10 protein-coding genes and 1 pseudogene are annotated in these 12,790 nt (G+C 42.6%); 2 read left to right on the forward strand and 9 right to left on the reverse strand.

All coding sequences use genetic code 11. The features are described 5' to 3' along the window. Nucleotides 1–57: 57 nt before the first annotated feature. Nucleotides 58–969, reverse strand: a complete 912-nt coding sequence (locus D469_RS0104220) for a helix-turn-helix domain-containing protein (protein ID WP_018922122.1) — start codon at nt 967–969, stop codon at nt 58–60. A 192-nt stretch (nt 970–1,161) separates the two neighbouring features. Here D469_RS0104220 and D469_RS0104225 point away from each other — a divergent pair, with 192 nt between their 5' ends. Both D469_RS0104225 and D469_RS0104230 read left to right on the forward strand, forming a co-directional pair. Beyond that, nucleotides 1,162–2,163, forward strand: coding sequence for a Gfo/Idh/MocA family protein (locus D469_RS0104225; RefSeq protein ID WP_018922123.1), 1,002 nt, complete (start codon nt 1,162–1,164; stop codon nt 2,161–2,163). Nucleotides 2,164–2,372: 209 nt separating this feature from the next. Continuing rightward, nucleotides 2,373–3,383, forward strand: a complete 1,011-nt coding sequence (locus tag D469_RS0104230) for a LacI family DNA-binding transcriptional regulator (RefSeq protein ID WP_018922124.1) — start codon at nt 2,373–2,375, stop codon at nt 3,381–3,383. 93 nt (nt 3,384–3,476) lie between these two features. On the opposite strand, the gene iolG is transcribed toward D469_RS0104230, so the two are convergent. The 8 genes and pseudogenes from iolG to D469_RS22280 all read right to left on the reverse strand — a co-directional run. Further along, nucleotides 3,477–4,502: an inositol 2-dehydrogenase gene (gene iolG / locus D469_RS0104235; RefSeq protein WP_018922125.1), complete on the reverse strand. Its 1,026-nt coding sequence runs from the start codon at nt 4,500–4,502 to the stop codon at nt 3,477–3,479. Nucleotides 4,503–4,661: 159 nt separating this feature from the next. Continuing rightward, on the reverse strand, nt 4,662–5,684 hold the full coding sequence (locus D469_RS0104240) for a LacI family DNA-binding transcriptional regulator (protein WP_018922126.1): 1,023 nt from the start codon (nt 5,682–5,684) through the stop codon (nt 4,662–4,664). 238 nt (nt 5,685–5,922) lie between these two features. Beyond that, on the reverse strand, nt 5,923–6,951 hold the full coding sequence (locus tag D469_RS0104250) for a Gfo/Idh/MocA family oxidoreductase (RefSeq protein ID WP_018922128.1): 1,029 nt from the start codon (nt 6,949–6,951) through the stop codon (nt 5,923–5,925). Nucleotides 6,952–7,375: 424 nt separating this feature from the next. Beyond that, on the reverse strand, nt 7,376–8,458 hold the full coding sequence (locus tag D469_RS0104255) for an ABC transporter ATP-binding protein (RefSeq protein ID WP_018922129.1): 1,083 nt from the start codon (nt 8,456–8,458) through the stop codon (nt 7,376–7,378). A gap of 25 nt (nt 8,459–8,483) precedes the next feature. After that, nucleotides 8,484–9,359, reverse strand: coding sequence for a carbohydrate ABC transporter permease (locus D469_RS0104260; protein WP_018922130.1), 876 nt, complete (start codon nt 9,357–9,359; stop codon nt 8,484–8,486). Beyond that, complete coding sequence (locus tag D469_RS0104265) at nt 9,360–10,307, reverse strand: carbohydrate ABC transporter permease (protein ID WP_018922131.1); 948 nt, start codon at nt 10,305–10,307, stop codon at nt 9,360–9,362. A gap of 65 nt (nt 10,308–10,372) precedes the next feature. Next, nucleotides 10,373–11,692, reverse strand: coding sequence for an extracellular solute-binding protein (locus D469_RS0104270; RefSeq protein ID WP_018922132.1), 1,320 nt, complete (start codon nt 11,690–11,692; stop codon nt 10,373–10,375). Between the two features lie 801 nt (nt 11,693–12,493). Next, a pseudogene (locus D469_RS22280) lies at nt 12,494–12,790 on the reverse strand (hypothetical protein); the annotation flags it as partial.

Below are 12,790 nucleotides of genomic sequence, written 5' to 3' on the forward strand. Positions count from 1 at the left end.
AACCCATCACATGGGACACCATCTTGCTTTGACTTCCAATCCTTTTCTTCAAACCTATTAATTTCTCTTAACATCTTTAAAATATACGCGCTGCTGCTTTCGGTAGGAGGTAGGTTTTAATCCGGCTATTGTTTTAAAAGACCGGCTGAAATGAGCAGTGGAGGAAAAGTTTAATTGACTGGCAATTTCGTCTATCGATGTATCGGTTTCAGTAAGCAGCCGGCTTGCTTCACGGATGCGCAGGCGCATTAAATACTCTGAAGGGGATATGCCGTATGTTTGTTTAAAGCAGTGACTGAGATAGGAACGATGAAAGTTTAGTTCAGCGGCGATGTCCTGCACCTTCGTTTTTTTATAAAGGCGGTTTTCAAGCAGTACAGCAACTTGCCTCGCCACTTCTCCTTGCGTCGCGGAATCATTGCTCTCGTGCAGCGCTTCGTTCGTAAGGAAATAGTGGGCGAGGCTGCTAATAAACTCGATCAGACGAGCGTGCAAACGAAGCACAGTTACCGCGGAGTCCATTTCTGAAAAATAGTCTTCCTGCTGAAGGCCAGGCGTCTTTTTCTGAGATTTTATATTAAATGCCTTGATAAAATCTTCCGCCCACTCCAAAGCTGTTTGACCATGATCAAACGTTTGCTCGGCAGGAATCATCGTTTGCTGAACCGATTGCAATAATGTGTAGATATCACGCATTTCGATCTCGAAGTGAAACACTAAGTATTGTGTGGGGGCCTGAGCATATGTATGATGGTTGCTCCCAGCTGGAAGCAGGAGAGCATCTCCTTGTCGGAGGGTATAAATTTCATTATCAACCCGTTGTTCAAGACTCCCATACATGCAACAGATAAATTCAAAATAAGCATGACGGTGTTTTGTGTTTTCCCACCCTTTTTCAACCTGATCGAGACGGATATCCATCATGCGGATTGAGCTGTAAATTGAAGATAGATCAAATGAATTGTACACTTCGTCTCCCCCTTTCTCTATCCTCCAACTTAAAAAACAACAATTATATAAAACTTGCTTACAAGATGCTATATTTACCAAGCAATAACCATGATACAGTAAAGATAGTCGAACGTTTTTAATTTATTTTGAAACCGTTTACACATTCGCAAAAATTAGCTCCGATAGCGATGAAAAGAAAGGATGAGATCGATGGCACAAACAGTAAAATGGGGGATTTTAAGTACCGCCGAAATTGCAACCAAATGGGTAATCCCAGCCCTTAAACAAGCAAACCATACGGATATTGCAGCAATTGCGAGTGAGAGCGGAAAAGAAGTGGAAGTTGCCAAAGCCTTTGCTATTCCAAAAACCTACTCCACTTATGAAGGTTTGCTTGAAGACCCTGAAATTGATGTAGTGTATATTCCGCTCCCGAATGCTCTTCATGCTAAATGGGTAAAAGAAGCAGCTAAACGAGGCAAACATGTGCTTTGTGAAAAACCTGCCGCCTTAACCGCAAGCGAAGCTTATGAAATGACTAGCTTCTGTGATGACCAGAACGTTTTATTTATGGAAGCTTTCATGCACCAATTTCACCCTCAGCATGCGCGGGTAAGAGAAATCATAGCGGCGGGAGAGATTGGCGAAGTAAAGCATATGAATTCAAGTCTTTCCTTTGTGCTTCAACAGCTTGAAGGGAATATCCGCATGAACCGAGAACTTGGAGGCGGCAGCCTTTACGACCTTGGCTGTTATTGCATTCACGCTATTCGCATGATTACAAGATCCAATCCAGCACGTGTGTATACAATTGAAGCAAAGCATCCCCACTATGACGTTGATATGGCGGCTGTAAGCGTTCTGGAAATGGAAAACGGTATTCATGCCACCTTTGATTGCAGTATGAATAGAGCGGGACGCCATTCTTATGAAATTGTCGGCACCCATGGAAAAATTGAAGTACCAAAGGCTTATGTACCACAATCAGACGGCGAAGGTCTTATTCACCTTCAGCGCGAAGACGGCCATGAGAGAAGAGAGAGAATTGTAGGCTTTAATTATAAGCTTGGTGTTGAGCATTTTTCCGCTGCTGTCATAAATAAAGAAGCACCTATCTATTCAAAAGAAAGCACTGTTGAGAATATGCGAGTATTAGAAGCTTGTCACCGTTCGATTGAAATAAAAGAAGCCGTAGACCTTCACCCGTCATAATTACCATTTATAGAAACATTTTACTTCCTTCTTACTTCAGCTCCGACTCTTCTATGCTAGTAGATTTTGAAAAAGAAAACATTTGCAACCTATGGCAGGCTTTCATAAACTGGAAGTATGATTAACAACATAAGTTTAAAAAATTGGTTTTTAAACCGAGCTTTTAGTAGAATATATACTTCGAGATATTATGATAAAGGCGGTTTCACATGCGAGCTACCATATATGATGTTGCAAAACAAGCAGGAGTGTCCATTGCTACAGTATCAAAGGTTGTAAACCAAACCGGGAATATTAGTCAAACAACAAGAGAGCTTGTCATTGAAGTGATGAAAGAGCTGGAATATGAACCTAGCTCTATTGCCTCTGCCTTAACTGGTAAAGAAACAGGAACAATTGGGCTGCTGGTACCAGATTTGGCAAATCCTTTTTTTGCTGAAGTCGCTCGAAAAATAGAAGATGAGGCTCAAGCACTAGGGTTGGGCGTGGTCGCTTGTAGCACTGACCTCGATGACGAAAAGGTTGAACGATACGTCTCCTTACTTAGCCAAAAACGAGTGGATGGTTTAATCGTTGCTTCCATTGTTACTAATTCTTCTATTTTACAAAAGCTTGTAAAACAGAATATTCCGCTCTTACTTTTTTCAGTAGATATTCCCTCCTTAGGAGTAGACACTGTCTCACTTGATGACTACCGGGCTGGCTATCTGGCAACCGATCATTTGCTTGAACTTGGCCATCAGCGAATCGGAACAATTATAGAGAATGCCCAGAGCAGCAACTATCGAATGCAGGGATATACAGAAGCGTTTAATGTCCATGGAATAGCAGTTCCCAACGAACATACAGTGCAAATTAAATCAACATTTGAACATGGTAGAAAGGCGGCGAACGAGTTATTATCGCAGGAAAATCCACCCTCTGCGATCATCGCATTCAATGACTTGCTTGCTATCGCAGTATTACAGGAGGCTAATCGCCTCGGTTTTCATGTTCCAAAAGACTTATCAGTAGTAGGTTTTGATAATACCATGTATGCTGAAATCTCTTCACCTCCGCTAACAACCGTTGCTCAACCTATTGACGAAATGTCTTCACTCACCATGCAGATCTTAAGTAAAAGAATCAAAAAAGAATCCTCTCATAAACAACGAATAATGCTCTCTCCAGAACTTATCAAGCGTCAATCGACGGCAGCCCCGAACAGCCAAAGAATTTAACCATTTTGGCTAAGGAACACCTCCTACACAAAGAAGTTAAGCACTGAAAAAGCGCTTAACTTCTTTGTATTGTAAGAGAAGATTTCATCACATTTAAATCTTATGGACCAAATGGAACTCCGCTAGTGAAACCGAACGTTGTTCTTCCCATGACAACTTAGCTGCATTGGCCATCAGTTCTGCCTTATATCCATCATCTGCTGTGCAAAGAAGCGGCTTATCCTCTAAAATAGCCGTGGCAAATTCATTAATTTCATCTTCATAAGCGTCTTTATAACGATCTAAGAAGAAATACTTTGGTTGATCAATTGTAATCGCATTTTGCGTCGATATCTGTACATTGGTCTGGGCTTCATTATCCGCCGCTACAGCCCCTTGATCACCAAACACTTCAATGCGCTGGTCATAGCCGTATACAGCTTGGCGGCTGTTGTCGATCACTCCCATAGCACCGTTTTCAAATGTTAATGTTATGATGGCTGTGTCCACATCCCCTTTTCTTGCAAACATCGGATCCACCAAGTTGGCAGCTTTTACAGATACCTCGGTCACTTCACTTCCTGAAAGATAGCGCATCATATCAAAATCATGAATCGTCATATCCATAAACATTCCGCCGGAACCCGCAATATATTCTTCCGGAGGAGGCTCCGGGTCACGCGAACTAACTTTTATAATATGCGGATTCCCTATTTTCCCTTCTTGCACGGTTTCAGCCACTTTTCTGAAGTGTTTATCAAAACGGCGATTAAACCCTACCTGAAATTTGACCCCAGCTTCGTTGATAACCTGTAACACTTCTTTCGTTTCCTCAAGGTTAAAGCTGATCGGCTTTTCACATAATATATGTTTCCCAGCTTTGGCAGCCGCTTTAATAAAGCGAATGTGTGAATCCGTAGATGAACAAATAAAAACAGCATCGATCTCAGGGTCTTCAAGCACCCTTTCCGGTTCATTGGTAATCATAGGAACCTCTCGTTCATAGATGGTTCCTTTTAAATGATCCGTATGAATGTCTGCTATCGCGTTTAAGTTTAATAAATTCGAGTTTAAGATATTGCTAGCGTGCAACTGGCCAATCCTTCCCGCTCCAATGATCCCTACATTAATGGTAGTCATGTTTCGTCCTCCTTCATATTCTTCTCTTCTCCCCTGCATACGATAAGTAACAAACCCTTATGGCAGAGAAAGTCCGTTAGTAAATTAAATATTGGAGTAAGCGCTTACCCATCTATGATAAGCTATAAAAAAGCGCTTTGAACCTTCACGTTCCATTATCTACTTTTGAACCGGTGTTCTTGCTATAGTAGTCGTACTTTCTCGAACAACCAAGCTAGGCAGCAATACAATACGCTGTTTAACCGTCTTTTCACCTAGAATTTCCTGAACTAATAAATCTGTCACTTGCGTACCTAAATCTGCAATTGGCTGGGCAATGGTGGTCAGAGGAGGTTCACTGATGCTTGCAAGTAACGTATTGTCAAACCCGATAACTGATATATCTTGCGGCAATCGCAAACCAAGCTCTCGTGCTGCTTTCATCACTCCATTGGCTAACAAATCATTCATGGCAAATATGGCTGTTGGCGGCTGGGCTTGAGTTAGAATCTTCATAGCCTGCTGTTTAGCCTCTTCTATTGTGTAAGCATCGGTCACTATATCTTTTTCACATACAGAAAGATTGTTTGTTGTCATCACTGACCTTACTCCACGCAAACGTTCTTCTTCACTTGAGCTGTTTAAGCCGCCGAGCATAAAACCTAAATTTGTGTGGCCTAATTCGAGCAAATGCTCAGTTGCAAGTCTTCCTCCTAAATAATCATCAATTCGAACTGTGTCTACTTGCAAGGAAGGGCTGTCACGAGCAACGAGAGCAGTAGGGGTTTCTTGTTTAAGGAGTTCATGAAGTGTACGGTTATCTTGAATACCGGTTCCGAGAATAATCCCATCTACTTGTTTTCGGTGCAACCATTTGACATATTCAGCTTCTTTTTCAATTCCATTGTCCGTATTACAGATCACTACGCTAAACCCTTTTTCATGTCCTCGGTCTTCAATCCGACGAGCAAGCTCCGAGAAGTAAGGATTAGCAACATCGGGAACGAGCAAGCCAATCGTATTTGTATGTTTACCTGTTAACGCAGAGGCTACGACACTTGGCTCATAACCGAGTTCTTTCATAATTGCTAATACGTTCTCTCTCGTTTCACGACCAATCCGGCCTGTGTTGTTAATAACCTTTGATACTGTGGCTATAGAAACCCCGGCTTGTTCCGCAACATGGTATATGGTTGGTTTCATTTGTTAACCTTCTTTCTTCTCCACTTCTCTCCCTTTTTTAAATGCAAGTCATTGAATTAGCCCTGGCTCTTATTTTTGGAAAGTAGTACCGTGGTCCTACGCAATTTTTTCTTCAATGACCGTGAGGTGATCAATGGCCAACTGCGCATATTTGTAGGGTGGAGCTGTGTCAGGGTCTTGTTCTGCTTCCACTAATGAACCTCCTAGTCTCCTCAACCTCTCGCCCATCAAGAAAAGTTTATAATGAAGACTCTGTATGAATATGAACTGTCCGACGGCGGCCTTCTGCTAAAAATGACTGGGTTGCTTCCAAGGCAATTTCCATATTAATTTTTGAATCCCATGCCGTGACACGAGGTGCGCTCTGTTCACGAACACAGTCGACAAACTTTTGAATTTCAATAAAATAAGCATCATTAAAACGAGTCTGGAAATCAGGAACAATTTCATAGTTGCTTCCTTTATTATTTAAAACGGTCACGTTTTGCTGACGCAAACTGCCAATAAGGACTGTTCCTTCAGAGCCGATTACTTCGGTACGAATGTCATGCCCATAAGGGGATGTGCGGCTCGCTTCAATATCTCCTGCTGCGCCAGACGCAAATTCTACATAAGTGATTGATTGATCGACATCGTTAAACTCTTTCATAAAGTCGTTGATTAAAATCCGCCCTTGAGCTGCCACTGTTGTAATTTCAGAATTCATGAGGTAGCGGGCGATATCGTAGTCATGGATGGAACAATCCAGGAAAATGCCTCCACTATGTTTGATAAATTCAGCTGGAGGAGAGCCGCTGTCACGGGTAATGCTTTTAAAATAAAGTGGTTCGCCAATTTCCCCCGCATCAATGCGTTCTTTTGCATCTACGTAAGCCGGGTCAAACCGGCGCATAAAACCGACCTGACAGACTATCCCGCTGTCCTCAATTGCTTGAATGACTTCATCTGCTTCTGCCAGCGTTTGCGTAAGCGGTTTCTCAACAAATACATGTTTGCCCTGCTTTGCTGCTTTTTTTATTAAATCGCCGTGAGTACTCGTTGGCGTTACGATGACAAGAGCATCAATACTAGGATCTTCTATGGCTTCATCTGGCTCTGTCGTCCACTCAGGCACTTCCAATTCTTCTGCTACTTGGTGTACGTGGCTTTCAATTGGATCTACTATTTTTACTAATTCTGCATGTTTTGCCCGCTGCTTTAAACTTTTTGCATGGTGAAGCCCAAGCCGACCCAGACCCAGGACAGCACATTTAATCGTGTCAGTCATCGTTATCCTCCATTTGCTTATTTTTTCAAGGTAACCAATAAGAAGCGATGGCAAAGGTCTTCTTTTGCTCCCAGCAAGTGGGTTGCTGCTGGTGACTTTCAGTGAGTGCGAAGTGATACAGAATGAGTGTCTAGTGAAAATAAACCGTGTGACATTACAAACCTTGGGTACGAGGTCGTATCCACTCTGGTCGAAAGGAAGCGGTTTATATGCGCAGTGACATTTTTCTGTTGTGTAGTCACTCGTCTTCGTTGCGCGGTCACTCCTTTTCCTTGCGTAGTCGTACTCTCCCTTTACAAAGTCACTTAGTGCTTGTTGAACTTCCGTTGCAGTCGCTTAGAGCTCTAAACATTTTCATATTTCGTAAAGCGCTGGCCCAGCCTCTTAAATGTCCGCGAGTCTATCCAACAAGACACTTTTTAAGCTAAACCACTTTCGCTTCCGTTTTGCCATCAAACATATGCAGCTTATGGTTCTTAAATTGCAACCAGACTTCTTGGTTCATTTCAATATCCACGTCTGGCTCAATACAGGCCATAACCGTATGATCGCCTACCCGCACGATAGTAATCATTTCTTTCCCTAGTGGTTCAACAACGTAGACTTCACCTTTCACTGCACCAGGCTGTGGTGTAGTGCTAACCTGCACATCTTCCGGGCGCACACCCAGATACAAGTCGTCCCCGCTTAACTCGCGCTCAAAGATCTCACGCCATTCATGATCAATCGGAAAGTCAAAGACATCAAAATCAAGTCGGTCTTCCTTCCCTTTATAACGCCCTTTAACAAAGTTCATGGCTGGACTGCCAATAAAGCCGCCGACATACTTATTGGTCGGCTTATTATAAATTTCATTCGGAGCAGCAAGTTGTTGCAAATGACCACCTTCCATAATGGCGATGCGGTCAGCCATCGTCATTGCCTCGGTCTGATCGTGCGTTACATACACACTAGTAATACCAAGTTCTGTATGAAGACGCTTAATTTCCCCACGCATGTGTACCCGCAGTTTTGCATCAAGGTTTGAAAGCGGCTCATCCATTAGAAAGACATTGGGCTCACGAATGAGCGAACGCCCAAGTGCAACACGCTGCCGCTGGCCGCCGGACAACTCTTTTGGTTTTCGCTTCAGCAAATTTCCAATTTCTAATATCTCAGCCACCCGGTCTGCTTGCTTTTTCCGTTCTGCTTTTGAGACTTTGCGAATCTTTAAAGGATATGTGATATTTTCAAACACGCTCATGTGCGGGTACAAAGCATAGCTCTGAAAGACCATCGAGATATCTCGTTCTTTTGGTTCCATATCCGTGACGGGCTGGTTGCCGATATAAATTTCACCAGAAGTTGGATCTTCAAGTCCAGCCAGCATACGAAGCGCCGTTGATTTGCCACAGCCGGAAGGCCCTAGCAGTACCAGGAACTCTCCGTCGTGAATGGTAAGATTTAAATTTTCAAGTACGGGCGTTTCCCCGAATTGTTTAGTGATATTTTCATAACGTACTTCCATGGTTCATCCTCCTCTTTTGCTGTTATCAACCTTTTACTGCTCCCAGTGTCATTCCTTTGACCAAGTGCTTTTGTACGATGAAAGAGAAGATGACGACTGGTACAACAGCAAGTGTAGCTGCCGCCGTCAGCGAGCCCCAGTTTGTTTCATACTGCGTGATAAAAGTCGCAATCCCTGGTGGCAGCGTCATCATATCCGCAGAATTTAGTAAAAACATCGCAAATAAGAATTCATTCCACGTTAGAATAATCGTGAAAATGGATGTAGCAACAAGTCCAGGTGCGACAAGCGGAAGTACGATTTTATAAAAAGCCTTCATTCTCGAATCGCCATCCACCATCGCTGATTCTTCAAGATCTTTAGGAATCTCCTGAAAGAATGCCTTCATCATCCAGACAACAAAAGGTAAGTTAAAACCCGTATAGACAATAAGCATCGCCCAGTACGTGTTTAATAGACCGAGCTGCTGCATAATTAAGTACATCGGTACAATGACGACGATCGGCGGCAACATCCGCGCTGTCAAAATGGCAAACGATAAACGGTCATTTTTGTTAATCCGCATTTCAAACCGAGCCAGACTGTAAGCGGCAAGAGAACCAACTACTAAACAAATCACGGTTGAAGCGGAAGCTACAATCATGCTGTTAAAAAAGAAACCTAGAAATGGACTGCCTGCAGTTAACACCCCATCGACAGGGTCTAAATAATATTGCAATGTGAACTGTTGTGGAAAGAATGTCTGCGTTGAGTGGAAAAGCTCCCCCTGCGTTTTAAAGCTAGTGATAACCATCCAATAAATCGGAAATAGAACGATTAAACATATAATGAACAATACCGTATAGCGAATAATTTCTTCACGCATTCGCTTGGCTTTCATTCCTGTTTTTGCGTTTTCCATTTATGACTCACCTGCCTTTTCATTACGTGTTAACAGTTTAATCATGCCGTAGGAAAGTACAATGGTGACGAGCAACAAAATAAATAAACCTGCTGTCGCGTACCCATAATCGGAAAAACGCAAAGCAGCGCGATACATTAAGAAACTAATTACTTCAGTGGCTCTTCCCGGGCCACCTTGGGTTAATACGAACACCTGGTCAAACATACGAAGTGCATCCATAGTGCGAATGACAAGCGCTACAATAATAATCGGCTTTAATAAAGGCAAGGTAATATCTTTTAAAATCTGCAGCCGCGAAGCCCCGTCTAAACGAGCTGCTTCATATGGATCCTGTGGCAAAGACTGAAGGCCAGCCAAAATAATAAGAAAACACATTGGTGTCCACTGCCAGATATCTACCATCATGATGGAAAGAAAAGCAGTGCCCGAAGTTCCAAGCCAATTAACAGCTGGCAATCCGATAGACTGCAACATATAGTTGATAATCCCCATATCTGCATTTAACATTAAACGGAATATAATACCGACAACTAGCGGAGATAACATCATCGGAATAATAAGAACCCAGCGTAAATATCCCATTACTTTTGTATCTTTTGAAACCATAAGAGCCATGAATAATCCCAGAATCATTTCAAAAGCCACAACCCCAAAGGTATACAAGAGAGTAACACCCATCGAATTCCAGAACGTCATACTTGTAACTACTTCTGCATAGTTCGAACCAGTAAATCCATCTGGTTGACCGTACGTATTAAAATCCTGAAATGAGACATAGATTGAATAACCAAGTGGAAAAATTGTCAACACAGCTAAAATGAGCAGTGTTGGCAAAATGAGCCAGTAAGGCAGTAGGTGTTTGTTAGAAAATAGCGTTTTTTTGCGGTGTTTATTTGTCCAGTTCTTCTGCTTCTCGACCTCCACCGTCTCCTGCCGTTGTTCCATATACCTTCACCCTTCACATGAATTTGGTCAAAAGGCGCGGCAAAGTCCGCGCCTTTGCCAGTGCTTTATTCGTAGTGGCCATCACTTTCCATGATTTCTTCGATTTCTTCCTGTGCCGCTTGAAGTGCTTGATCTTCATCCATTTCTCCAGCAAGTACTTGGTTCAAGTACGTGCCCAGTACTTCTTCAACTTCTGTGTAAGAAGGAGTGCGTGGACGGAACTGCGCGTTTTCTAGCCCTTCATATACAGCTTCAAGGTAAGGAAGATCTTCATTTAGTGCCTCATCTGTTAAAACACTCTCACGTGAAGGAATACCACCATTTTCCGCCATGGAATATTGCGTCTCTTCAGAAGAAGCCCATTCGATAAAGTCAAAAGCAGCTCGGCGGTTATCACTTGCTTCTGGGACAGCAAAGATCCAATTCCCAATTTGTGGAGACGGATCTCCGTCTTCTGCACTTGGTACCAGTCCATAGCCGATATCTCCAACCACTTCAGACTCGTCTTCGTTTTCCATCGTTTCTGCCCAAACCGGCCAAACGATTGACATTAATCCATCTCCTTGGGACATAGCGCGCCCTACTTCGTCAGCATTATAGTTTGCGACTGAGTCCGGACCGGTTTGCGCCAGCTGCGTATAGGTATCAAAAGCGTTATGAACTTCTTCATCATTCACGGTAACTTCCCAATCATCTCCGAAGAAATCCCCGTTATGCGACCACATAAAGGCGTTAAAGTTTGTCGTCACTGCATTACCCCGGGCTCCACGCGGAACAAAACCGTACTCTGTTTCCCCTTCATGTTCTTCGGTCAGCTGCTGAACTTCATCCCACGTTTCTGGCGGTTCGTCTCCAAGAATATCTTTGCGCCAGAAGAAGAGCTGCACATTACCTACCTGCGAAATCCCGTATTGGCGCGGTTCTGCATCTGGGTCTTCATCTGGCATTCGTGGTCCTTCAGGGGCCGGCCAGTGTGTCACATTTTCAGTACTGCCGACAAAATCGTCATCACCTTCATAATCGAATTCATCTAGCGGGGTTAAATACCCACCTCCCGCAAACATCGGCATCCATGGGTCGTCAGCAAAAATAACGTCATATGTTCCGGTCCCGCTCTGTAAGTCATTTAATACACGTTCATACAACGTATCATAGTCAAATTCATTCCAATCAACTTCGACACCAGTTTCATCTTCAAATTCAGAAATTAACGGACGAAGCGCTGAAGACTCTGCTCCAGACGGCATAGCTACTGTGATTGAATCAGGAGCTTCCTCTCCTTCTACGCCTGCTTCAGTGTCCAAGTCGTCTTCCCCGCCGCAGCCAGCTAATACGAGTCCAGCTGAAGCTAGCAAAAACCCTGTTCTCCAAGACCATTTATTCACTAAAAACTCCCCCTAGCTTTAGTAGTGAAACGCCACAATTTGAAGCGCTTTCATTTTTGAATAATGAAAAAATATTACCAAGAAATTATTCCGCTGCTGAAATCCGCTTTTTTCATTCCGTAACACCTTAGTAAAAAATCATGTGGAAGACGAGGAAAGGAACCTCTTTACAATAAATCAGCAATTTAGTTAAGCGCTTAACTAAGCATACATATTAATTGTGTCATGCATGAGCACCCTGTTCTAAGATTATTCATCCACATTAGTCTTTTAGTTTCGTAAGTGAAGTTGGGTGCATGTCTTCTGTTAGAGAAATATCCATTTTTTGAAAACGCTTTCCAAAATGGGAAGACAACATGGATCGACACACCGCCCATCTTTTTTCAAATGTGCTTAACCTATTATGTTAACTGCTTATTTAGGACTGAAACTATAGATGAGCACCCGCGCGTTTAACTGGTAAAGATCACCCTTTTAGGTTCGCCTCGGTAATTTCACCTCCAACTATAAACTTAATAAAATAGATAAGTTAAACGCTTTCCCTAATTGGCATTATATACATTCCCTTTGTAAAAATAAATAGAAATCAGAAAATTTAATGAATAAACTTTCTGATTTCTATTCGTGTAGTGAAAGAATTCTTTGATTTTCCCACAAATATCAGGAGTTGTGATTCTTCTTCACCTGAAATACAACATTAAAAGGTTGATAGTTATAATTTCAGTAAACAAAGTAGAGAAAAACCGTCGGTGTCAAAATGAAACTCCAAAAAATAGATATTGGTGGTAAGCGGTTAACCAATTACATAAAGAACGAAAGAAATATAATCAATGGAATCACAATAAGACTTGCTGCTGCAGCTAATATAATCGTCATCATACCGAGCTTCCCATTGCCTGAATACTTCTCAAACAGAACCGCTGCCATGATAAAAGTTGGCATACACGCTTGAATAACGACAATTTGTTGCACATCAGCAGGCAAATCAATGATCGGAAGAAGTAAAAAGGCAACCATTGGAAGCATAAATACTTTAATTCCAACTGCTGACGCTACAAGGCCGGCATAATAAGTCTTCAGCTGCTTTCCCCATTCAGG

It is taken from the genome of Salsuginibacillus kocurii DSM 18087 (assembly GCF_000377705.1).
GTDB lineage: Bacteria > Bacillota > Bacilli > Bacillales > Marinococcaceae > Salsuginibacillus > Salsuginibacillus kocurii.

Coding starts and splice junctions, on each gene's coding strand:
- D469_RS0104225 (WP_018922123.1), top strand. CDS start 1,162: ATGGCACAAACAGTAAAATGGGGGATTTTAAGTACCGCCGAAATTGCA.
- D469_RS0104230 (WP_018922124.1), top strand. CDS start 2,373: ATGCGAGCTACCATATATGATGTTGCAAAACAAGCAGGAGTGTCCATT.
- iolG (WP_018922125.1), bottom strand. CDS start 4,502: ATGACTACCATTAATGTAGGGATCATTGGAGCGGGAAGGATTGGCCAG.
- D469_RS0104240 (WP_018922126.1), bottom strand. CDS start 5,684: ATGAAACCAACCATATACCATGTTGCGGAACAAGCCGGGGTTTCTATA.
- D469_RS0104250 (WP_018922128.1), bottom strand. CDS start 6,951: ATGACTGACACGATTAAATGTGCTGTCCTGGGTCTGGGTCGGCTTGGG.
- D469_RS0104255 (WP_018922129.1), bottom strand. CDS start 8,458: ATGGAAGTACGTTATGAAAATATCACTAAACAATTCGGGGAAACGCCC.
- D469_RS0104260 (WP_018922130.1), bottom strand. CDS start 9,359: ATGGAAAACGCAAAAACAGGAATGAAAGCCAAGCGAATGCGTGAAGAA.
- D469_RS0104265 (WP_018922131.1), bottom strand. CDS start 10,307: ATGGAACAACGGCAGGAGACGGTGGAGGTCGAGAAGCAGAAGAACTGG.